Source organism: Peredibacter sp. HCB2-198, assembly GCF_045999315.1.
In the GTDB taxonomy this organism is placed as follows: Bacteria; Bdellovibrionota; Bacteriovoracia; order Bacteriovoracales; family Bacteriovoracaceae; genus Peredibacter.
The window spans coordinates 3789943-3813247 of the sequence record NZ_CP174607.1 but is presented as its reverse complement, the minus strand read 5'-3'; the positions used below and the strand labels follow the sequence as shown (position 1 = coordinate 3813247).

The window sequence follows — 23305 nt, the reverse complement described above, 5'->3', positions numbered from 1 at the left end:
GAAAATTAGGAATTTTTCAAGGAAAGAAAATCTTTCGCACTATGTACAATTAGTACATGAAAAGTTCTGTAATACTTTTATCAATCCTCAGTGCGTTCTCCCTCTTGATTGCCATTTTCGCTGCGATACAAGGGCGGGAAGAAGATAAGCAAATCAGATTCTCCCCTGTAGTAGAATTGTGGTTGTCTTTTGCTTTTATGCATCTGTTGATCTTTTTGGCCATTGACTTAAGTCATGAACTCGCTCCGCTGCTACTTTTAGGCTGGATATGGCCGATGAGAGGGATGTGGAGATATCTTGATTCATTTCATATTGGGTTACACAAAAAACCGGTTCTTTTTTTGATTTTTGGTTCCATTCTGAGTGTGGCCTATCTCCATATGGATCAACCTTTCGTCACTTACGCTCTTCCCTTTTTTATTGGGTTTGCCCTATGCGGACTGGTCTTTGTCTGGAACACCATCAAGACCATGACCAAGGTCTCTGAGGATGTGAGGGGAACGATGCTCATGTTTACTTTGTTCTCTGCATTGCAGATATTGGTTCCTTTTTGGGAAGTAAGTGAGAAAATTCAAACTTTAAGTTTAGTCAGTAACGCCGTTATATTAGTCATCATGAGTGTGACCACATTATTTGCGACCTTGAATCCCCATCGAAAGGAAAAACCATTTATTCATGAAGAAGATCTTTTGGGTAAAGCGAAGTTCTTCGAATTGGGAATGATGTCGGCCGGTATTGCTCATGAGATCAATAATCCCTTGACCATTATCCAGGCCCGGACCACACAGCTTCTCCGTATTTATCGAAATCCAGAGCAGCAAAAAGAACTCGCTCGTGGATTGCAACAAATTCTTTATACGACCGAAAGAATAGATCGCACCATTAAAGGAGTTCGAAATGTCTTTTATCAGCAAGACCAAATTCCTTATGAGAGACTGGAATTAAAATCCATTCTGGATAATGTGCTGGTCTTTGTCGGTCAACGTCTCAAAAATCATGGCATCGAATTACGAATGATGGATATTGAGGACGTTTATCTTCGAGGACATGAAGTTCAGCTTGAACAGGTTTTCGTGAATCTGATCAATAATTCCTTGGATGCCGTTGATAAGCTTTCTGATAAATGGATTGAGGTATCAACAATAAAGAGGGCCGGTTACGTCGATATTTATTTTAAGGACTCAGGAGAAGGCATTTCTCCTGATGTGGTTGAACATATGATGGAGCCGTTCTATTCCACCAAAGGAAACAAGGGGACGGGACTTGGTCTTACGTTGATCAATGCCATTCTTCACAAGCATGGAGGCAATATCACTTATGTCCTGAATGCTCCTCATACGACCTTCTTAATTGAGCTTCCATTGGATGAGAGAGACCAGCGAGGAGTTGATTATGAGGTCTTTTCCATTCAATGATCTTGGAAAAAGTATGGAACCCATTTTTTGGAAACCATTACCTCGATTTTAGTGAACTCGATTTTGTGGCAATCTCTTCCTACCAGGAGGATGTTATGACAAAGATTTTAGTAGTTTCGAATGATGAGCAATTTTCCAGAATGCTCAACTATACTCTCACTTATAATGGGTTTACCGTCGAGTCATCTCCCACCCTGGATCATGCCTGGAAATTGCTGCAAGAAATTCATTTTGATCTCCTATTGCTGGATTATAAATTTCGCGAAGGTAATGGAGTGGAATTTTGTAAGGAGCTAAGACACTGTGGTTCTGGGGCCGCCCTTGTGGTTATGGGTGAGTGCTATGATGAAGTTTCCATTTTGCACGGCATGTATTCGGGAATGGATGATTATATTTTAAAGCCATTCGGAATGTCAGAACTCAAAATGATCTTAAATAAACAACTTGAAAGAAAGCGTCTAATGGCAAAACCAATTGTTTATGGGGACCTTCGAATTGATATGGCGAGGAGTCTGGTAACCGTGAAAGACAAGATTTTATCTCTTGGTAAAAAAGAGATGGATATCATGATCATTTTAGCGCGTAAGGCAGGACGAATTGCATGGGCAGATAAATTGATCACGGAAGAAAGAATTAAGGCCCTCAGTAAGAAGCTGAAGAATGTGGCCGGAGAGGCCTTACAAATTAAATCCATTAGTGGAGTGGGCTACAAGCTTGTTTCTTGTGGATAAAATGAGGTTAAGTTTCTTCCCATCTGATCCTAATTTTCTTATTCTGATCTTGTTCAGATGAAACAGTTGAGAGTAAAATCAAAACTGATAACCAAGCTGGATTAAAAAGGCCGTCTGAAGATGGCCTTTTTATTTTTTATCTATGAAAGAAACTATTTGGACCCAAAAATACAACGTTAATACCTTTCTGGTAAATCCTCAGAAAAAACTTGGCCTTTATGGACTTTTGAATTTGCTTCAGGACACGGCCTGGATTCATGCGACCCATCTGGGACATGGATACGATGCCATGATTCAAGAACAGACCGCATGGGTCCTTACAAGACAGAAGCTCAGTATGAATCATTGGCCCAAATGGGGAGACGATATTGAACTCAAGACCTGGGTCCGTCCGATTAAAAGCATCATGGCCGTCCGTGATTTTGAAATTTGGGACCGCGGCGAAAAAGTAGGTGAATGTACTACCCAGTGGTTGATTCTTGATCTTAAGACCAGAAGACCTGCGGAGAAGGCCCTTCAGGATGTAGGACAGTTTCGTCTTGATGCTCCTCCTTTTCTAGAAGCAGGGAAGATCCATTTAAAAAATGATTTGAAAGAAATGGCACAATTTCAGGTCCGCAATAGTGACTTGGATCTTAATGCCCACGTTAATAACACTCGATATGCTCAATGGATTTTGGACTCTATCTCTGAGGACAAACATCGCCAATACACGCTAAAAGAATACGAAGTAAATTTTATTGCTGAGACCATGTCAAATGACACAATCGTGATTTACGGTGGCCCTTTATCTGAGGACAAGTTTCAATTTCAAGGATTCAGAACACAGGACCAAAAAGTAGTTTTTGCGGCGACCTTAAAAGTTGCAGAAAAGTAGTGCAGAGCACTTGCTGCCGTTAGTATTCATTTGTCGAGATTTTATGTCAGACTAGCTCCTCGAAAAGGAGCCTAAATGAGATCACTATTTCTTTTATTATCTATACTATTTTCGTTAGAAGTTTTTGCTGAAGTCCCAGAAGCGGCCCACACCTTTGAATTTAATGTGAAAATGCTTCGAATGAGTCGTAATAGAGAAGAGAAAGTTAATGAGGCAATTGATCTCCTTCGTAGAATATTTGCTTCTCAGGAGTTCAGAAGAAGGATTTTGAATCATCGCTTTAAAGGCAGAAAGGCCTTTGCTAATAATCGCGGTATGAGCAATCAGCAAATTTATAATGCAATTCTGGCGGGAGTGGAGCGTCTTAAACCCACTCGAAATAATGCCATGGATCTGGAATTGGAACTCTACACTGACCATGACTCAAAGGTCATGGGATACACACTTCCACGAAGTAGAAGGGTTTGGATGAACACCAAATTCTTTAATCGTCACACTCCTGCGAATGTTGCCTCAAATCTAACTCATGAATGGTTGCATAAACTTGGTTTTGATCATGATTACAAAGCAACATGGAAACGAAAATATTCGGTTCCTTATGGCATCGGTTACATCGTGAGAGACCTTGCCCGTAGACCTTGGACTCTATGATCAAAGTCTATATTCAGCACGATCCAAAGAAAGGCAGAGGGGTTTTTGCTGATCAGGCAGTGATAAAAAAACAGATCATAGAGACCTGCGAGCTTCTGCTTATGGACTTGCAAGAAGTTGGGCCAACTCTTGAAGGGTACGTTTACCAATACAATAAAAAGTTAGTGGCACTGGCCCTGGGGAATGGTTCTCTTTATAACCATTCTGACGATCCCAATAGTCATTTTTATTTTAATTATCGAAAAAAACTTCTTTATATTGAGGCCTTGAGGGAGATTGGACCCGATGAAGAAATTACAGTGAATTATGGTTACACAGAGGAAGAAAAGCGGAAGTTTAATCTGATTCATTAATTTACATATGCCGTTGATTACGATCAAATATGTATATGCAAAAAAACAGAACAGATTGGAACGTTAATACGAAACTTAATCACCCGGTAGAAGTAAAGATCACGGAAGGAAATAGGCCCCTTATTCAGCCCATCTATCTATCTGCCAAGTACTATCCGAATGAGGCCGTCCCTTATTTTGATCAATTCATGTACTCGCGAGTTTCGAATCCAACGACGAGACAACTAGAGCTGACATTGGCCGAAATTCAAAAGCGCGAAGAATGTATGGTGGTTGGTTCAGGAGTGGCCGCCCTTACGGGAACTTTTCTTGCTTTACTCAAGACCGGCGACCACGTGATCTCTTTTAAAGAATCTTATCGCCCGAGTCGCGTGTTTATTCGCGATTATCTTTCTAAGTATCAGATCACTTCGACTTTTTTAAGTCTCTCTGATCTTTCTCAACTTGAAAGTTCCATCGTACCCGGAAAGACCAAGCTTATTCATTTTGAAAGTCCCTCAAATCCAAATCTTGAAATAGCCGACATTGAAAAAATCATTACGGTTGCTCGTAAGCATGGAATCCTAGTCAGTATGGACGGAACTTTCGCAGGACTCCATCAGCATACACAATTTGATGTGGACATCATGATTCACAGTCTTACGAAATTTGGTAACGGCCATGGAGATGTGATTGCGGGATGTATTGCTGGAAAAATGAGTGTCATTAAAACTATTCGTGATATGTGTCTGCAGTTAGGTGCGGCACTTGAGCCTCAGGCCGCCTATTTGATTCAGAGGGGACTTAAGACCTATATGCTTCGTTATACGCATCAAACTGCAACGGCCGAAAAAATTGTAAAGTTCCTAAAGTCCCATCCTAAAGTTAAATGGGTGAGATATCCCAATTCTGAACTTGCTAAAAAACAAATGAAAGACATGGGAAGCACTATCTCTTTTGAAGTTGATCCATCAGTGGCCAAAAGTGCGGACAACTTCTGTCACAAATTAAAGCTCATTCAACTTGCAGCAAGTCTTGGTTCTACTGAATCAGTCATTGCACCAACTTTGGCCTTCTTCGGACTGGATCTAAGTCAAGAAGAGCGTGACTCGATGTTACTCACTCCATATTCTGTTCGATTGTCAGTGGGGCTTGAAGATGCGGAAGATCTCATTAAAGATTTAGAAACAGCTCTTACCTAGGAATTTGGGACCGGATTTAACTCCGGCCCAAATTAAAGACATGTGAGAGAGACGTGAGAGTCATATCCGTGCACGGTGAAGAGAGGTCAATTAACTTTCTCTTCAACGCCTGTTGGGAGGTTGATACTTTCTTATTTCGAATGAAGCTTGAAGACAATCGAGCATGTAAAAAAATCACATCACATCGAATCAACAAAATATTCATCTTCGTCTTGATCATCAATGCCTTCATCATCATTCTGAATCGTGATGTAGAGGGCATAGACGGTCAAAGCATAGAGAACCAATAGCCAGAGTTCCATAGTTGATATTTTAACACTCCTACCACGGCCTTCGCGCTTAAGATTAAATAAAGTCTGAATACCTAACTTAGTGAGTTTTTCATTCTCGTATGAAGAAAAGAATAGAGTTCTAGGCGCTTGCACACTTTTTCCAAAAAAACGGTCAGATTTATAAACCATAAATCTTAAAAAAGTGTGGAGGCCCATTTTCCTTCCACAATCACTGCACATTCGAACTTCTTGCCTACCTTAAACACCAAAATGGTCTGTGTGAGCATTCCTTTACACAACAACAAATGCAGAGACCGGGAAGTGTCTGTAGCAAAACCAAGGAAGGTTCAATGACTAGAATTTTGGCCCTATTATTTTTATCTCTTTTCCTCGTGGCCTGTAATAAAGACGGTGCGGGGGACGATTGTACAGCTACAGCACAAGCGGAAGAAACTGGCTCAACGACAGATTGTACAGTGACTCAGCCTCCGGTCGAAGGTGAAACAACTGGATCAACTGATGGAGGAACAACTGGTTCAACCACAGGTTCAACAACTGGCGGAGGCACTACTGGATCTACAACAGGCGGAACAACAGGATCAACTACCGGTGGAACAACTGGAGGATCGACAGGTGGACTTCCGACAGAGGCCTATACATTTGATACCGACATTTTTTTTGTAAATACAACTTCAACTCAACAAGCAAAATTTGATAAAGCGATTGAGATGATTAAGGCCGTTGTGGCGACTGAAACATTCCGTGATCGAGTTTTAAATCACACATACAACGGCAAGAAAACTTTCGTTGATAATGGTGGATACACGAATGCTCAGATCTATCAAAAGATCCTGGAGGCCGCTGAAAGACTATATCCAGAAAAGAACAACACAATGAACATGGAAGTAGAGCTTTATTACGCTGCAACTTCAACTGTTGGATATACTTACGCAAATAGCAAAAGAATTTGGGTCAATACAAAATACTTCAATACGAACTCTACTGGTGGCGTTGCTGCAAACCTGTTCCACGAGTGGTTACACAAGATTGGTTTCACACACGCGACTTCTTACTCGACGAGCCGTGATTACTCTGTGCCATATGCTATCGGACGCATGATCAGTTCCATTGGGAGTGCGCTCTAAGCTGTTTCCTGATTTTTTCTAAAGGACAGGCCCATCTTAGGATGGGCCTTTTTTATTCAGGCGAGTCTTGTTAAATAACATACTTCTTTCATAAGCTTACCCAAAAGGTGGTTTTATGAAAAAAACAGTGATCCTTTTTCTTTCACTTTTTCCACTGTCTAGTTTTTCTCAAGCTGAAATTCCCTTTCCACCCGTTCCTTCGGCGAGTAAGGCCGGGCCGACCATAGAAAAATCCGTTCATAAAAGACGTGAGAAGCCCAACCATTTGTTTAAGGACGCTCCTAACATTTTAATTATTTTACTTGATGATACGGGCCCTGGTCTGCCTAGTACTTATGGTGGGGAAGTCAATACTCCCACACTCACAAAAATCGCTCAGACAGGTATAAGTTATAATCGTTTTCACTCTACCTCAATGTGCTCTCCCACAAGAGCATCACTTCTCACTGGTCGCAATCATAATCGGGTAGGAAACGGGCAGATTGCAGAGTTATCCAATGATTGGGACGGGTTTAGTGGAGTCATTCCTAAATCTGCCGCCACTGTTGCGGAAGTTCTGAAGGACTATGGTTATTCAACCGCCGCATTTGGGAAGTGGCATAACACACCGGCCGATGAAACGAGCAAGTCTGGCCCCTTTGATAATTGGCCAACGGGATATGGATTTGAATATTTTTATGGCTTTCTTGCCGGTGAATCTTCTCAATATGAGCCTAATCTTGTTAAGAACACCACCTATGTTGATCCACCCAAAACTCCAGGAAAAACTTATCATTTATCAGAAGACCTCGCAGAAAATGCTATTGCCTGGCTAAGAGATCATAGGGCGATTCATCCTGATAAACCATTTTTTATGTATTGGGCCCCCGGTGCTTCTCACGGTCCCCAGCAGATCATGAATGACTGGGCCGATAAATATAAAAGTAAGTTTGATGATGGATGGGACAAATATCGGGAACGGGTCTTTGCTCGTATGAAAGAAATGAAGTGGATTCCGGAGAACACGCAGTTAACTCCCAGACCATCTACTTTATCTTCTTGGGAAAGTATTCCTGAAAATCAAAAACCCTTTCAAAGAAGACTCATGGAAATCTTTGCGGGGTTTACTGAGCATGCAGATGCACAGGCCGGTAAAGTGGTGGCGGAAATTGAAAGATTAGGAGTAAGAGAGAACACTCTCATCTTTTATATTTGGGGAGATAATGGCTCAAGTGCTGAGGGCCAACAAGGAACGATCAGCGAATTTCTGACCCAGAACCAGATTCCTACTAAGATTGAGGACCATCTTCAAATTTTGGAGAAACTTGGAGGAATGCCTCAATTAGGGACGGCGAAGACAGATAATATGTATCACGCTGGATGGGCCTGGGCCGGATCAACTCCCTATAAAGGTACTAAACTGATGGGTGCTTATTTTGGAGGAACCAGACAACCCATGGCCGTGTCGTGGCCCAAAAAAATCGCCGCTGACTCTGTTCCCAGAACTCAATTTCATCATGTGAATGATATTGCTCCCACCATTTATGACATTCTAAAAATCTCACCTCCCAAAAAGGTCAATGGTGTAAAACAACTTCCCTTAGATGGAGTTAGTTTTGCGTATAGTTTTAATGATTCAAAGGAAAAAGGAAGAAAGAAGACCCAGTATTTTGATATCATGGCCAGTCGTGGGATCTACCATGATGGATGGATGGCCTCCACTTTTGGTCCTCGAGTTCCCTGGATGACTGTGACTCCTGGAATGGCGACCTGGACACCAGAAAAAGATCAATGGGAGCTTTATCATTTGGATGCTGACTTTTCTCAGGCCAATGATCTTGCTGGAAAATATCCTGATAAACTACGACAGATGAAAGACTTGTTCATGAGTGAGTCCAAAAAAAATCTCAATATGCCCATTGGGGGAGGACTTTTATTCGCCTTTCGACCTGAAACAGTCATTCAAAATCCTAATGATCATTTTGTTTTTAGCGGAGATTTTAATCGTCTTCCGGAATTTTCTGCTCCTAAGATTGGAACTCGTGCAAACTTAATGACATTTGACTTGGAGATTCCAAAGAAAGGAGAGGGAGTCCTACTTGCCCTTGGAGGTTTTAGCGGAGGGATCTCCCTCTTTATGAAGGAGGGCAAACTACATTATGAATATAACACTCTTCAGCTTGAACGGTCTAAATTCTCTGGGGCCGTTCCCAATGGGAAAGTGAAATTGGAAGTGGAATTAAGACCGAAAAAATTGATCTACACTTCAGACAACAAAAAACTCCAGTCTGCTGATGTTCTCATTAAGGCCAATGGGAAAAAGATCATTGAGGGTGAAATTCCTACCATCGTGAATCTGGCCTTCACGGCCAATGATACTTTTGATGTAGGAACGGATTTAGGGTCTCCTGTTTCTCTGGATTATTATGACGCCGCTCCTTTTAAGTTTAATGGGAGTATTCATTTAGTAGATATTCGATATTTGGATGTTCCTCCAAAAACCAAAAAAACAACGATGAGATAAAACGATATGAAGAAAATATTCTTCATTCTGCTGTTCATGCTTTCTTGGGTGGCCGAGGCCCGACCCAAGATGGATCAATTAGAGCTTCAGGAAGATGTCCAACGCTTCTTCAGCCGGTTTGTGGAAAGAGTGGTTCAGGTCTATTATGACCCGGCGATGTACCGCACGACCAAGTTGGGTGAACTCTCATTGCGCGAATATCTGTTATATGAATCTGAGGCCCTTAAAATTGCCACTGGTCCTTATCCTGAGGTGAACCTTCTGGATATGATCGTCTTTATTAAACTCAATAAAGTCGTAGTGAGAGATTATTGGACCCCAAAATATTATGGGAAGGCAGGCAATAAACTTTGGAAGGCCTTCAAGACTTCAGAAGACGATATCGAATCTATTGCTAAGAAAATCATGGATGAGAAACAATTAAAGCAAGTGGATCAACTTGTTCGACAATGGTTCAAGGACAATCCGGGCCAGTTTCGAGTGGAGAAAATCCGCATCGGTGATTTTTCTTCTGTCGCCTCTAAAGTCAGTCAAGGCCAGGGAGGAATCTTTGAAACACTTTCTATCTCTAATCTTCTGGTAGGAACGAAGGACACAGTGAAAGCAGTGGACCAAATGGTCCTGGTCGCAAACCGGGGAATTTTTCTCGCACAACATCTGCCTGGCCTTATCCGTCTTCAGGCCCGTTTGGGGAGTAATGAGGTGATGGATGACGTCTCAATGAGAATGGCCAAGTCTCAAGGTATGTGGAATAAACTCAATGAAACGAAACCCATTGTGAATGATCTTTCAGGATTAGTTGCTCAGTTAAATGAGCTCGTTCAAAACTCAAAAGAACTAAGCCATAGTGTAAACAAGGCCGTGCCTCAAGGTGTTAATTGGAGCGACGATTTGAAAGAGATACACGGCACAGTGAACACTCTCAATAGCATGCTGATGCAAATTAACTCTAATGGGCTTCGTCGAACAGAGGTGCTGCGAGAGATAAAACAAGAATTTCGTTCTTCGGTTTGGTTTCTTGCCATGGTGATTGTGTTGATCGCTCTATGCGTATCTGTCTTTTGGTGGGGCGGTGCTTATCTGGTAAAAAAACGAGAGAAGCTTTAGTTGTTCTTATAAGTGGTTCATAGTTTCTTCGCAACTGGAGAAAAACTATGCTCAATTTTTTCATTCCTCTGATCTTTGTTTCACAAGTATATGCGGCCTCTCTTTATCCCGGGATGATGCTTATTCCAGGGGGAGAGTTTCGAATGGGCTCCGATGATAAAAATGCTTATCCACCAGAACGCCCTGCCCATTCAATGCATGTCAGTGGCTTTCACATGGACATAACAGAAGTGACTAACGAGCAGTATGAAAAATTTGTGAAGGAAACTGGATACCTTACGGTTGCCGAACGAAAACCCAACTGGGAAGAATTAAAAAAACAACTTCCTCCCGGCACTCCAAAACCCGATGATAAAGTTTTAGTTCCTGGTTCATCGGTCTTTACTCCACCCAAAAATCCAGTGAACTTAGATGAAGTCTCCTGGTGGCAATGGACTCCGGGAGCAAGTTGGAAACATCCGGAAGGACCGGGGAGTTCAATTGCCAATCGACTGAATCATCCTGTTGTCCATGTGGCCTATGAAGATGCGGTAAATTTCTGTGAATGGGCCAAGAAACGTTTGCCAACAGAAGCAGAGTGGGAGTTTGCGGCACGAGGTGGACTTCTTGGAAAAAGGTATGCCTGGGGAGATGATCTCTATCCCAAAGGGAAGTATATGGCGAACACCTTTCAAGGAAAATTTCCTTATGCTGATTCAAAACAAGATGGCTTCACTCAATTGGCCCCAGTTGGGTCGTTTCCTAAAAACGGATATGGCCTACATGATATGATTGGAAATGCCTGGGAGTGGGTAGGAGATTGGTATAACGATAAACTCTACGCTGAACGAGTGGCCAAGCGGAACAGGAAAACTCCTCCCAAGTGCCATGATTCAACTGATGCTTTGGCCCAGAAGAGAGTCATTAAAGGAGGGTCATACCTCTGTTCAGAAGAATATTGCGCAAATTACCGTCCAAGTGCTCGAAGAGGTACCGCCTTTGATACTGGAATGTCTCACATAAGTTTTAGATGTGTGAGAGACATTTGATTTTGCGCCTGCTAAACTAGGGCCATGACTAATTATTTAGACCAAGCACTTGTATTCATCGGTTCAGCAGTTGTCTTTGTTCCCATCTTTAATAGATTAGGATTCGGTTCCGTTTTGGGTTATCTCATAGCAGGTATCCTGGTGGGCCCCTTTGGCTTAAAACTAATTCGTGAAGCTGACAGTGTTCTTCACTTCGCAGAGTTAGGGGTTGTGCTACTTCTCTTTATTATCGGTCTTGAAATTCAACCTCCAAAACTTTGGTCCATGAGAAGAAATCTACTTGGACTTGGTGGCACTCAGGTCGTTCTTACAAGTTTAATCTTCATGGGCATTGGCCTCATGAGTGGTCTTCCACTTCTCGCCGCCGCGGTGATTGGTTTTTCTTTGTCACTTTCTTCAACCGCCTTTACTGTTCAGACTCTTACCGAAAGAAATGAATTTAAAACGGAGTTTGGTCAGGCGAGTTTCTCTATTCTCTTAATGCAAGACTTAGTGGCGATTCCCGCCCTTGCAATTATTCCAGCTTTGGCATCGACCGGAGAGTCAACGGCCTCATTGAGTAGTGTTTTAATCTTCCTTCCGACGTTTCTCATTTTTGGATTTTTCGCCAGTCGTTTTTTAATCAGACCGATCTTTAGAGGAATTGCCTCCATCAATGCCCGCGAGATTTTTACCGTCGCCACTTTATTTGTGGTTCTTGGTGTGGCCTCTCTTATGCTGAAGGTAGGCCTCTCTGCGGCCCTGGGTTCATTCATTGCCGGTGTTCTTTTGGCAGACTCTGAATATCGACATGAACTAGAGGCCAACATTGATCCATTTAAGAGCTTACTCATGGGTCTTTTCTTTATTGCGGTAGGGATGGGTGTGAGTCTGGATCTTATTGCCTCAAGACCATTTTTTATTTTTGGTCTGGCCATTGGATATGTGTTTTTAAAAATGCTCGTGCTCTATATCGCAGGAAGAATTTTTCGATTTGATCATGAGAACTCAAGACAAATGGCAGTTAACCTTGCTCAAGGCGGGGAATTTGCTTTCGTGATTTTTGGTATCGTTACAAGTTCTAAACTTGCTCCTCAAGAGACAGTGGATATTCTTACAGCGGTCGTGACTCTGTCGATGGCCATGAGTCCATTTTTAGTGCTTGGTCTCGATAAGTGGATTGCCATGAGATACAAGGAAGAGATTGAGCCTCGCTATGACACTATTAAAGATGAATCGCCAGAAGTCATCATTGCGGGTTTTGGTCGTTTCGGTCAAATGTTTGGTCGTATGCTTCGCTCACAAAGCATTCCGTTTGTGGCGATTGATCACGATTCGGAACAAATCGAACTCATCCGCAAATTTGGACATAAGGTATATTACGGAGATGCTTCTCGCTCAGATCTTCTTGAGGCCGCCGGGGCAAAAAAGGCAAAGTACTTTGTTCTTGCCATTGATGATATGGAGGCCTCGCTTAAAACCGCAAAACTTCTCCGTGATCATTATCCTCATCTTCATATTTTTGCCCGTGCTCGTAACAGAGGACATGCTTTTGAATTAATGGAACTAGGAATTACACATGTTAAACGTGAGACCATTGATTCCAGCATTCTCTTTATCGGTGATCTCTTAGTAGAGATGGGCATTGATCAAGCTCGCGCCAAAGAAATGGTGGCGAGATTTAGAAAGCACGATGAGCTAATGCTCCAGGAACAATTCAAAGTTCGCAAAGACGACAAGATGTTTGTGAGTGTCTCGAAGCAGGGCCAGGCCCAGTTAATCCAAGTTCTTAGTGATGAAAGTAGCCAGTCCTACATCGAACCAAAGACCAATAATGCGCGCCCGGTGGAAGATATTGTTTGACAATTGAAACCATTGTTTTAATAATCAAACCATAATGAAAACATCAATTTATTTGATTTCAAAGTGGCCAGACTTGATCTTTAAAACACGTAGCCTGCCTGTATTATCCGCTAATTGTCTTGTCTTTATTACTCATCAAACACCCCATCTTAAAAGAGCAAGTGGCCACTTTCTCTTAAGGGGACAAAGTCTTTCTAAAAGCAGATGATTAATACCTCTATCAAAGGAATGAAGATGAAATTTTTAATAGGACTTCTATTTCTCACTTCAGTTGCTCATGCTGAAGTTCTTTTAAAAGATATTGGGGTGATTGGCCTTGCCTCTCATGACATGTTTACTTGGGACAAAAAACTTGAAGTGAATATGGAAAATGGTCGTCTGGATTTAACGACGATTTTTGACTTTGAGGGTGGTAAGCGCTGGAAGCAGGGTGGGAACCCTAAGAACTCTGAGAATGCCCCTGTTTATACGGTAACAATGACTCTAGTGAAGTATTATGAAGAGTTAGTGAAGGCCGGACATACAGAAGAGAATGCCCGTAAGAGAACGGTTAAGTTTTTCCATGAAATGGTAAAAGATTCGTTTCAAAGGTTAATAGGGGTGCACTTCCCGCTTGAAGGACTGGATGAGGGTGTAACTAATGCTGAGCAGGCCGCCATGAGGGGACTCCATGATATCCTTCCGGGAAAAGTCCGACTTTTTGATCGCATGGGAAGGACAGAGCTTGATGTCACAAACTTCATGTTTGCCAAGACCTTCCTCAACGAAAAAGAAATGAATCAGGAAATCGCTTATTATAATGGCGATTACGATGAAGAGTATAAGAAGATCAATATCCCATTTTCTCGTAAGACCATAAATTTAAAAGAAGTTGATGGTGAATTTATTGAGAAGTACTCCCCGTATAAGCAGATTGATATGCTTCAGGATCTTGCTCAACTTGGGAAAGGGGAGATCACAGTAAACGACGTTTCTTGGATGAGGCATTTAGAAGATTTGTTTATGAAAGGTATTTGCCCGGTCGGGAACCGCTGGATGCCTGAAGTTACTTGTTATTCAAAGGCGGCCAGACGACTCTAAAAAAAATTCAAGATCCTATTTTTAAAATTCAGGATTCCGTGGATAATGCCACAAATGAATTCTTTATTAGATAAAAAACTTTTCATCTCAAAGTTTATCGCCTTTTTTGGCGGTTGCTTTGTCTGCTGTATGCTTCAGAAGGAATTTGGTTTCTCTGCGGTCGTTGCTTCAGCAAGTACGGGCTTTGTGGGATCGTTTCTCCATTTCCCCCGCTTCTATGAAAAGAATGGACTTCATTCTGCCATTTATGCGGGAACATTCGCGGGCATGTGTTCTCCACAACTTCTTGAGAACCATTACCAGGTTTGTTTCATTTCTCTCATTGGGGCGGCCCTTTATCTTTTGAGTTTGCCTTACGTGAAGGGAATTGGTGGAAAGCTCGGAACAATTTCTTTTATCTCAAGTCTCATTTTCTTTTTAAGTAAAGGCGTGTGGTGAAGCTTTTACTAATCATAAGCATCTCGATGGTAAGCACTCAGCTTACTCGTTGGATTATTAAAGAGAAGGGGCTTAGTCCCATTCGCACTTCAACCATGCTTACACTTGCATTTTACCTAATGACTCTACCGTTTGATTTTCAGCATAAGCTTGTCCTTCAGTCTGCTTTCTTAGGGGCGACTTTTGTGGGCATGAGTGAAACGGGAAAGATGTCTGAGTGGAGGCTCTTCTGGGCGAGTCTCGTTTATAGTCTGCTCTTTTATTATGTACTGCCGTTTAATATTGGTTTAGGTGGAGCACTTGGTTTTGCCGCTTTCATGTCCTGCCTCTTTGTGCAGTTCATGCGCACTCACGTGATTAAGGCCTCGATAGCAAGAAAAAACTAAAGAGAGCGGTGACGGCACCAAATGCTTTCTTAAATGTCAGTGGTTCCTTCGCAAGAATAAATCCCAGCGTCAGCATCACAACTAATGACACCATTTGAGTCATCATCGAAACTTGTCCGATTTTTCCACCGCTCTTGTAAGAGACTAGGTAACCAAATTCAATCCCGATTAAAGCAAGTGCGAGAACAAACGGAAGATAGGGACGGTCTTTAAACGGAAGACTGAATTTTAGTTGTTGCTCGTTAAAATAAATTAAGACGAGACATACCAGGGCCGCAATTCCGTAAGACCAGAAAAGAATGAGAAAAGGCGATTTGCCACTCGCTTGCTTCAGCATGAAGTGATAAATTGCAGAGGAAAATACGGTAAGTGCTACTGGTAGTAACATAGGAATCTCCTTGTCACTCATTATGCATGAAAACCGAATATAAGGATAATGCATTGATTTTATATATCTATGCATTTATATTATACCTATGTTAAACGACTCTCAGCTAGAGGCCTTTTACACAGTGGCAATGGAGGGAAGCTTCACTCGAGCTTCAGAGATTCTTCACTTGTCCCAGCCGGCCCTTTCTCGCAGGCTTCAATCTCTCGAAGAAACTGTCGAATTCACCCTGTTCGATCGAACTCCACAGGGCGTGGAACTTACCGAGGCCGGTAAGAAGCTTTTGATGTATGTGAAAAATAAAAAAGCGCTGGAACAAGACGCTCTGTTAGATATTAGAGGTGAGGCCAGAGGTTCACTTTCTGGACTCATCCGAATAGCTTCTAATTCCTCCATCCTCGAACAAGTGGTGATGCCGGCCCTGGCCCCGTTTCTTTTAGACCATCCACAAGTGCAGGTAGAGTTCAGTGTAAAACCAAACTCGGTGCTTGATGAAATGTTAAACTATTCAAAGACCGACATCATTATTTCGAATCTTGAAAATGATCGAAAAGATGTGGTTCAGTTTCTTATGGGAGAAGAAGAGTTTATTTGCATAGAGAGTTCGACTCTTCAAGGTCGCTCTCATGTGTATCTGGACGCCAATCCTAATGACACAACTACGGAAGATTTTTTTAAGAACCAACCAAATGCCCCTAAAAAAATTCATCGAAGCTTCATGCATGATGAGAATGGAATTCTTAGAGGAGTGCAGCTGGGCCTTGGTCGTGCGATTAAGCCCCGTCATACATTGAAAGGTGCCAAAGATTTAAAAATTGTGCGTGGATTTACTTCTCTTAGGAAACCGGTCTATCTTCGTCATAGTAAAAAACAATTTTTCACTCGCCTGGAAAAGTCTGTTATTGAGGTCCTTCAAAAAGAAGTTCCCAAGTTTTTCAAATAATTCCCTTTGGGTCATGCTGACTCCACCATTTTATGGAAACCTCTTTCATTGAGGTGCCTATGAAATTTTCTCTATTTATTGTGTTTTTTATCATTGGTGCATGCGCCAGTGATACATCGTCACCCGTTCAAAAATTGACCTCTCAGCATGGAGGCACATTACTGAAAGGGAAAGAACACTATCTGGAGGTCGTGCTCACTCGGGATGAGATCAAACTTTATCCCCTGCAAGATACGGGCAAAAGACTTGAACCTCTTCCCATTCAAGGAGCGAGGGCAAAATACAGTTCAGTTCTCTCTAAGAGTGATTGGCCAGTGGACGACTTAGGCAGAAGAGGAGACGCATTAATAGGTCATATTGATGCCAAAGGCGACAAGATTCTTAACGTCAAGGTCGACCTCTTGGTGAATGGCAAACGAGAATCTTTCTTTCAAAGAATACCTGTCCTGAGTAAAATGAATGAAAAGGAAGTTCAATGATTGCTGTAATTAGTGGCGCAACTGGCCTGGTGGGGTCCCATCTTATTCATAAACTTCTGGATGATTCTCGTATTAAGGAAGTTATTTCAGTCTCAAGAAGACCCTTGGGAATTTCTTCTCGAAAACTTAAAGAAGTCATTTGCCCTGACTTTAAGCTCTTATCAAGTAAAACAAGCGAGCTTAAAGGTGATATTTATTTTTGTTGCCTTGGCACCACTATTAAGACGGCCGGTGGTCAGGAAAATTTTCGTGCAGTTGATTACGACGCTGTCTTAGAGTTCGGAAAAATTGCCAAGGCCAATGAAGCACAGTCTTTTGTGGTCATTTCGGCAGAGAGTGCCAATTCTAAGTCTAAAATCTTTTATTCGCGCGTGAAGGGAGAAGTGGAAGAGGCCCTTCAAAAGTTAAATCTACGTCATCTTATTATCATGCGACCAAGTCTTCTCATGGGCGAAAGAAAAGAGTTTCGTTTAGGTGAGAAAATGGCCATCAATATCATGAATGGCATTGGCAAATATCTGCCTGATGGAATCAGGAAGCGGGCCATGACACCAGTAGATGCTCTGGCCGATCGCATGTTGGAAGAAAGTATGAGAAATACAAAACCTCTTTCAGTCATCGGCGCGACACAAATCTAGACCTCAAAACATTCCTGTCAGCAAAATGATCTCTTCTGAGGAGTATGGAACTCTTGTGGCAGAGATTAATCAACTGGCAGGTTTATATGCGTCTTTTCCATCGTGCGAAACCACTCCATAAACGTACCTGGGTGTATGTTTTATTTTTCGTGCTTCTTTTCCTCTTAATTCTAAGAATGATTCTCCCATCTCTCATGGTGGCGGTGGTCAATAGTCGTCTCCAGAAAGAATCACCTAATTTCTCTTTCCATGTAAATGATATTGATCTGGCGATTTTTAAAGGGAAGTATGCGATCGAAGGCATCACCGGCAGAATTAAATCCACGGACCAGCAGTTTATGACTATTAGCTCAGTAGATATTGATGTCCCTTGGAAGAACATCTTCGATGGAAAAATCGTGACCGATGTCATTGTGAATAGAATGAATGTGGTGGCCTCGCAAACTTTGGTTGATACCGCCAAGAAAGAGAAAAAGAGAATTAAACAGATCATGGCCGAAAAAAAAGATGAGGAAAAAGAAAAGAAAAAAGAATCACCTGTGAACGTGAAAGTGTTTAAGCTCAATGATTCTAATATCACTATTCAGAACTTGCTGAGCTATAAAGGCAAAGACACAAGAACCATTTCCAATATTAATGTCATTGCCTCTAACCTCACTCCCTCTGAGAAAAATCCTGTGACAAACTTTGTGATGACGGCCGATGTTTTTGGGCCCGCTCCCTTAAAAGTAGGGGGAATTGCCACGCTTAAGACCGAACCATTACAGTGGGACGTGAACAGTGAACTTAAGAAGTTTGATCTCACTACTTTAAATCCATTTGTTAAAGAAAAAGTGAAGGCCTTTATCCACAAAGGAAAGTTGGATCTTTATGCTGAGGCCAAGTCGCAAAAGGGAAAAGTTGAAGGCTATGTTAAACCTTTTGTGAGTAAGTTTAAAATGGACACTCCTCCTGGTGGCTTTGACTTCAAAGGTTCGGCCGCCAAAGAAGGAGGAAATTTAGTAAAAATTCTTCTCACTGATTCAGAAGCAAAGACCCTGGCCACGAAGTTTCCTTTTACTTTTGAAGACAAAATGAAATACGAAGTCATTCCACCTCTTAAAAAGGCAGTTGAGCATAAAATTAAGCAAAACATAAAACCTGGAATTGAGAACCGGATTCAGCTTGAAGATGGACAAGGCCTTCATGGAATCAGAGAAGCTCAGGAGGAAAAGCCGAAGAAATAGCTCAGGTTATTTGCGGAAAATACGTACTAGGCAAAAAAGACAAACCTTGTTTCTACCTAAATTCTCTTGGAAACTCATATTAATATTTTTTCAGGAGAGTTATGCGTAAAACGATTGGTGCTATCGCCTTATTATCTTCTTCATTGGTCTTTGCCCAAACCACAATTGAAACAGCAGAGAAGAAAGACAAAAATCCTGCCCCATTTGCGCTTAAAACTCCCGACTTTAAAATCGAACCTTATGCCCAATTGCAAGGGTGGGCGGTGTATTCAATGGATCGTGCCGCTCAAAACGATGGTGATCATGAACTCGATAAGGCTGATCCTCGTTTAAATTTTTTCTTCCGTCGTGCACGACTTGGTTTCAGAGGGAAACCTTATAAAAATCTTAGTTATCAGATCAGTATGTATTACGATAACGCCGGTCATGATTCGCAGTCCGCGACTCGTGCCACAACTCTTCCTGCTACGTCTAAAAGCGGTTCTACTGCCGGAGGTCCTGCTACAGTCGGGATTTGGGACTCAATTTTAAGTTGGAAAGTGGATGATAGCTCAGACATGTATCACGTCACTTTCGGTTATTTTCGTCCTCAGATTTCACGAGAAAGTATTACTGCCGCTTTTAATGTGAATTCATTCGAAAAAGCTCCTTCACAAAACTACGTTAGACAAGCAGTTATTGGCCGAGGCTTTGGTCGTGGGACAGGTGTAAATATTGGTGGCCTATCTGAAGGTGGTTTTAACTATAACGTAGGTGTTTTCAATAAAGTGACTACTGGTGAAAAAGTAGACGACGTAACATTAGGTGAAACACAGGGATCAGACACTCAATCACTGGTTTATGTAGGTCGTGCGGCCTGGAACTTTGGTGACAAAGAAATGGATAAGTACGGACTAAGTTACAACATTAACTATTTCGGAAAACGAAAAGGTCTGACTATTGCGATTAACGGTTCTTCTCAAGACAGAACTCCTAAGTATTCTGCCAATGATGTTATTGGTGGTGATCTTCTCTTTAACTGGGGCCCATGGCAGGTTGATGGAGAGTTCTTTTATATTTATAAAAAGAACAGAGGAGAAAGTGATTACGCTCGCGCCAGAACTGGTCACTTACGTGGCGGATATAACTTCTTCCTTGCGAATGGAACGGTTCTTGAACCGGCCCTGATGGTAAGTGGTTTTTACGGTGAAGAAGGTTCAGATTATACGGGCCGTGACTTAACAGTGGATGTGGGTCTAAACTGGTACTTGGATCAGAACAGATATAAGTTCTACGTTCACTACGTGAAACAAGATGGCGACGGTAATAACTTAGTTCATCAAAATCCATCAAGCGATCCAGCGGATGTTAATACTGGATACAGTTACGGCGACTATGCCGGTGTTGGTCTCACTCTTCAAATCTAAGACTCTGTGTCCCTGACTCTTCCAGAGTTGGGGACAATTTTTTTCTTCGCTTCAGCGACAACCAAACTCCCGAACAAAATACCGTCATAAGACCTAGACCTGTAACGAGATTAATCACCCTGCCTGGCATTCCAAAATATTCTCCGGAGTGAATCGGGAAGATAATAAGACGTTTAATGTTCCAGCTCTTTGGGTCCGTGGCCGAGTTGAAGGACTGAATAATCTCATTTTTCTCTACATCAATTAAGATTCGTCCATAGCCCTGCAGGAAGTGGCGGTCATGAAGACCATAGGTCGCTTTCACGAGAGAATTTTTCTTTCCACACATGTGAATCGAAATGAGATTCTCACGTTGCTTCTCATTGAGAATATTGAGGGCCTCTACTTCGCGGCGGAAGTTGCAAGTTCCCTGTTTAACGATCTCTTCCACATAGGCCGGATCTTTATTGATCATTCTTCCCACTGGGTAAAGAAGATCAAAGATCGTGAGAAATCCAGTGATGGCACTGATGAAAATAGGAATTCCAAAAACAAGACCGATTGAATGGTGAATGTTTTGAGAATGATTCTTACTCTTTAATGTAAAAAGACGTTTGATTTTGGCGTTTGTTCCGTGCTTCGGAAGCCAAATGATGATTCCTGAGATCACAAAGAACATAAGGACCGCACCGAGGAGTCCCACTAAGTAGCCACCAAACTTTCCTAGAAAGAAGTTAGCGTGGAAAAAAAGCATGACCGCAAAGGCATTTTGCCAGGCCGCCATGTCGCCTGTGATTTTTCCTGTATAAGGATCAATCGCCACGATACCGGGTAGTAAAGCAGATGGGTCTTTATAAAGAACAAGGTAGGCCGATTCTTTATCTTCGGCCGTATAGAGATTTGTAATGATCTTCGTTTCACCCAGGTGCTCTTTGGAATTCAAGAGCAGAGTTTCTACCGGAAGTTCTTTAATCCCCGGAGTCACATGAAAAGCAGGGTAGACCTTGGGCATAATTTCCGCTCGGAAAGTGATAAAGACACCACTTAAAGCGAGGAGGAAAATAAAGAATCCCAGAGTGAGACCTGAGAGTTTATGAATCTTGTAGAGCTTCTTTTTACTCATAATTACCAAAAGTAGTTAACACGAACACCTAACTCACGAGGCGTGCTCATACGGTGATATGAGGCCTGATATGGAGTATTGGTTGTTCTCGGTTTGCCATCGTAGATACGATAGTGTTGATCGAAAAGATTTCTTACGAATCCTTCAATGATGAACTCTTTCCAGAAGTACTGAGTGTTCACGTCAAAGTAAAACTGCTCTGGTACTTCACGGGTGTTTTCAGGATCTGAATACGAAGGACTCAAATAGCGTGCGGCAAAGATCAGCATCCATTCGTCCGTCATTCCTTTCCAGTATGAAAATTGGCCGGTGAATTTGGCGGCATCAGGAAATGAATTTCCGGCATAGCTAATGCCATTGTTCTTAAAGCCCAGGAAATGAGTCTCAACTGTTCCAAGGTTTAGGCGTAGACTGTCACTCTCATTAATTTCAAGATTTCCTTCGACTTCCGCACCATAGAGCTCTGAAGTAGAGGCATTTTTCACTTGAGTGTCATAAGGATGAGCAGAAAGACGGGCCTCAACTTGCTGGTCCAACCACTTGGTGTAGAAAACGTTAGTGGTGAAAAGAAACTTTTCCGACATGTGCTTATAAGAAACTTCATAGTTGCGAGTGCGTTCAGGATCATACTGGCTGATGTTTGCTTTCAGTCGGTTAATACTTAAACCACCCGTACGATAGCCTTCTGAGTAGAAAGCACCCATTGAGTGTTTTCCAACTTTATAGTTATAACCAAGCTTTGGTAAGAGAACCGTATTGTAGGCCGTGTCTTTGTAGTCACCTTGAAGGCCATTGATAAAGCTATCTACCGCCGCATTGTTACCAGGGCCAAGATCTTGTAAACGACGACCGCTAAGACCCGCTCCAAATTTGTTCTCGACCACCTCTAAGCGTCCGCCAATGTTGATGGAGTTGCGCTCATCAAATTCATAAACGAATGAATCAAAGATCGAATTTACGTTACGGGTCTTTTCATTGTTCTGGGCCACGGCCACAGGAGTGGAGGTTACCGGAGAGAGTGGAAGAAGAAGATTAAAGTCGTAAAACTCATCTAACTGATAACGGTGAAAATGAAACCCTAGTGAGTTCTTAAACTTTTTGCCGGTGTACTTAAAAATGTTTTCTAAGCTAACGTAAGAGTCTTTGCTGTTCTCATCTCTTTCACCGGCCGTATTTTGGTCAGTTCCATCAGCATCGGAAAAAGTATTATTATCGCCCTTCGAGAACCCAAGAACCAAACGGTTATCAGCTTTTTCTCCAATGCGCTTGTCCCAAGAGATGCTTCCTTGTTTGTTGTTGGAAATGCTCTTAAAGTCCTGGTCTTCGTAGACCTTATAGTCCTGGTAATTACTGCCTTGGACATAGTCTCCACCGCGGTTAAAGCGAAGGAATTTTAGATTTAGGCGAAGTTCATCATTAGCACTGAGTTTATAAAGGAAGTCGGTAACAAAGTGGTCTTTGTTTTTCGCCCCCCACTTATCATTGCCTGTGGTCGCGTTCTTGATATAGCCATTATAAAGTTCTTTATTGTAAGCGGCACGGAAGATGAATTTCTCACCAAGCTTTTGGTTAATGGTCGCCGCTGCCTCTTTACGACCGTAGCTACCAAAGGTCGCTTTGGCCGCACCACCGTTATCTTCAGTTGGTTTGTTATGATAGAGAAGAATGGTACCGGCAAGAGAGTTCACCCCTTGAGTGGTCGACTGAGCACCCCGGTAAACTTCAATTGAATTCAGGTCCCATTGTTCAAAGCTACCTGCTTTAAGAGCGATCGGAGTTTGGAAAACATCGTCCACCATGATGCTCGCAAGATTGTCTTTTTGAAATCCAGTAACTCCCATGTCTGAAATACCACGGATACTGAATGATTCATCGTTCTTAGAGCTGGCCTGAACGTTTGAAAGACCGGTCAGCATTTGGACCGAGTTTTGAGTATCACCACGGTTCAAGTTTTTCTGCTTGAGGACCGAGATACTTTCGTTGGTTTCGATGTAGGTCTTGTCTTCTTTATCACCCTGAAGTTCAGTGACTTCAATTACGTCCAGTTCAGTGGCACCATAAGCGGATACTGTAACAATCAGAGCAAGTAGGGATAGCGGGTACTTCAACATAAA

Annotated in this window: 23 protein-coding genes; 19 read left to right on the top strand and 4 right to left on the bottom strand. The window is 42.2% G+C overall.

From position 1 onward, the window contains the following. Nucleotides 1-56 precede the first annotated feature (56 nt). The 6 genes from ACJVC5_RS19065 (at nt 57) to ACJVC5_RS19040 (ending at nt 5208) form a co-directional block, all read left to right on the top strand. Nucleotides 57-1415: a sensor histidine kinase gene (locus ACJVC5_RS19065; protein ID WP_408097138.1), complete on the top strand. Its 1359-nt coding sequence runs from the start codon at nt 57-59 to the stop codon at nt 1413-1415. A gap of 95 nt (nt 1416-1510) precedes the next feature. After that, on the top strand, nt 1511-2146 hold the full coding sequence (locus ACJVC5_RS19060) for a response regulator transcription factor (protein ID WP_408097137.1): 636 nt from the start codon (nt 1511-1513) through the stop codon (nt 2144-2146). 142 nt (nt 2147-2288) lie between these two features. Next, complete coding sequence (locus tag ACJVC5_RS19055) at nt 2289-3023, top strand: acyl-[acyl-carrier-protein] thioesterase (RefSeq protein ID WP_408097136.1); 735 nt, start codon at nt 2289-2291, stop codon at nt 3021-3023. 75 nt (nt 3024-3098) lie between these two features. After that, nucleotides 3099-3674 carry a hypothetical protein gene (locus ACJVC5_RS19050; RefSeq protein ID WP_408097135.1) on the top strand — a complete coding sequence of 192 codons (576 nt, stop codon included), beginning with the start codon at nt 3099-3101 and terminating at the stop codon, nt 3672-3674. Further along, nucleotides 3671-4027 carry an SET domain-containing protein-lysine N-methyltransferase gene (locus ACJVC5_RS19045; protein WP_408097134.1) on the top strand — a complete coding sequence of 119 codons (357 nt, stop codon included), beginning with the start codon at nt 3671-3673 and terminating at the stop codon, nt 4025-4027. The genes ACJVC5_RS19050 and ACJVC5_RS19045 overlap by 4 nt, the downstream gene beginning before the upstream one ends. Nucleotides 4028-4062: 35 nt before the next feature. Beyond that, nucleotides 4063-5208, top strand: a complete 1146-nt coding sequence (locus tag ACJVC5_RS19040; RefSeq protein WP_408097133.1) for a trans-sulfuration enzyme family protein — start codon at nt 4063-4065, stop codon at nt 5206-5208. Between the two features lie 179 nt (nt 5209-5387). On the opposite strand, the gene ACJVC5_RS19035 is transcribed toward ACJVC5_RS19040, so the two are convergent. Next, complete coding sequence (locus tag ACJVC5_RS19035) at nt 5388-5510, bottom strand: hypothetical protein (protein ID WP_408097132.1); 123 nt, start codon at nt 5508-5510, stop codon at nt 5388-5390. Nucleotides 5511-5830: 320 nt separating this feature from the next. Between ACJVC5_RS19035 and ACJVC5_RS19030 the strand changes: the two genes are divergently transcribed. The 8 genes from ACJVC5_RS19030 (at nt 5831) to ACJVC5_RS18995 (ending at nt 15009) form a co-directional block, all read left to right on the top strand. Continuing rightward, on the top strand, nt 5831-6625 hold the full coding sequence (locus ACJVC5_RS19030; RefSeq protein WP_408097131.1) for a hypothetical protein: 795 nt from the start codon (nt 5831-5833) through the stop codon (nt 6623-6625). A gap of 115 nt (nt 6626-6740) precedes the next feature. Further along, a complete protein-coding gene (locus tag ACJVC5_RS19025; RefSeq protein ID WP_408097130.1) occupies nt 6741-9128 on the top strand; it encodes an arylsulfatase in 2388 nt (795 codons plus the stop codon). 6 nt (nt 9129-9134) lie between these two features. Then, the gene (locus tag ACJVC5_RS19020) at nt 9135-10235 is read left to right on the top strand and encodes a hypothetical protein (protein WP_408097129.1); all 1101 of its coding nucleotides are present in this window, start codon (nt 9135-9137) and stop codon (nt 10233-10235) included. A 47-nt stretch (nt 10236-10282) separates the two neighbouring features. Further along, nucleotides 10283-11263, top strand: a complete 981-nt coding sequence (locus ACJVC5_RS19015) for a formylglycine-generating enzyme family protein (protein ID WP_408097128.1) — start codon at nt 10283-10285, stop codon at nt 11261-11263. 24 nt (nt 11264-11287) lie between these two features. Beyond that, nucleotides 11288-13105: a monovalent cation:proton antiporter-2 (CPA2) family protein gene (locus ACJVC5_RS19010; protein WP_408097127.1), complete on the top strand. Its 1818-nt coding sequence runs from the start codon at nt 11288-11290 to the stop codon at nt 13103-13105. A gap of 234 nt (nt 13106-13339) precedes the next feature. Further along, nucleotides 13340-14185, top strand: a complete 846-nt coding sequence (locus ACJVC5_RS19005; RefSeq protein ID WP_408097126.1) for a hypothetical protein — start codon at nt 13340-13342, stop codon at nt 14183-14185. Nucleotides 14186-14239: 54 nt separating this feature from the next. Further along, a complete protein-coding gene (locus ACJVC5_RS19000; RefSeq protein ID WP_408097125.1) occupies nt 14240-14623 on the top strand; it encodes a hypothetical protein in 384 nt (127 codons plus the stop codon). Then, complete coding sequence (locus ACJVC5_RS18995; protein WP_408097124.1) at nt 14620-15009, top strand: hypothetical protein; 390 nt, start codon at nt 14620-14622, stop codon at nt 15007-15009. Before ACJVC5_RS19000 ends, ACJVC5_RS18995 begins: the two co-directional genes overlap by 4 nt. Here the strand turns inward: ACJVC5_RS18995 and ACJVC5_RS18990 are convergent. Further along, on the bottom strand, nt 14981-15397 hold the full coding sequence (locus ACJVC5_RS18990) for an EamA family transporter (protein WP_408097123.1): 417 nt from the start codon (nt 15395-15397) through the stop codon (nt 14981-14983). The genes ACJVC5_RS18995 and ACJVC5_RS18990 overlap by 29 nt on opposite strands. 88 nt (nt 15398-15485) lie before the next feature. Here ACJVC5_RS18990 and ACJVC5_RS18985 point away from each other — a divergent pair, with 88 nt between their 5' ends. The 5 genes from ACJVC5_RS18985 (at nt 15486) to ACJVC5_RS18965 (ending at nt 20089) form a co-directional block, all read left to right on the top strand. Further along, complete coding sequence (locus ACJVC5_RS18985; RefSeq protein ID WP_408097122.1) at nt 15486-16340, top strand: LysR family transcriptional regulator; 855 nt, start codon at nt 15486-15488, stop codon at nt 16338-16340. Nucleotides 16341-16399: 59 nt separating this feature from the next. Further along, the gene (locus ACJVC5_RS18980) at nt 16400-16819 is read left to right on the top strand and encodes a hypothetical protein (RefSeq protein ID WP_408097121.1); all 420 of its coding nucleotides are present in this window, start codon (nt 16400-16402) and stop codon (nt 16817-16819) included. Then, nucleotides 16816-17457 carry an NAD-dependent epimerase/dehydratase family protein gene (locus ACJVC5_RS18975; protein WP_408097120.1) on the top strand — a complete coding sequence of 214 codons (642 nt, stop codon included), beginning with the start codon at nt 16816-16818 and terminating at the stop codon, nt 17455-17457. Before ACJVC5_RS18980 ends, ACJVC5_RS18975 begins: the two co-directional genes overlap by 4 nt. A gap of 44 nt (nt 17458-17501) precedes the next feature. Next, nucleotides 17502-18683, top strand: a complete 1182-nt coding sequence (locus ACJVC5_RS18970) for a DUF748 domain-containing protein (protein ID WP_408097119.1) — start codon at nt 17502-17504, stop codon at nt 18681-18683. A 101-nt stretch (nt 18684-18784) separates the two neighbouring features. Next, entirely contained in the window at nt 18785-20089 is a 1305-nt protein-coding gene (locus tag ACJVC5_RS18965; protein WP_408097118.1) for a porin, read from the top strand. On the opposite strand, the gene ACJVC5_RS18960 is transcribed toward ACJVC5_RS18965, so the two are convergent. Further along, entirely contained in the window at nt 20073-21191 is a 1119-nt protein-coding gene (locus tag ACJVC5_RS18960) for a PepSY-associated TM helix domain-containing protein (protein ID WP_408097117.1), read from the bottom strand. The genes ACJVC5_RS18965 and ACJVC5_RS18960 overlap by 17 nt on opposite strands. A 2-nt stretch (nt 21192-21193) precedes the next feature. Continuing rightward, nucleotides 21194-23302: a TonB-dependent receptor gene (locus tag ACJVC5_RS18955; RefSeq protein ID WP_408097116.1), complete on the bottom strand. Its 2109-nt coding sequence runs from the start codon at nt 23300-23302 to the stop codon at nt 21194-21196. Nucleotides 23303-23305 lie beyond the last annotated feature (3 nt).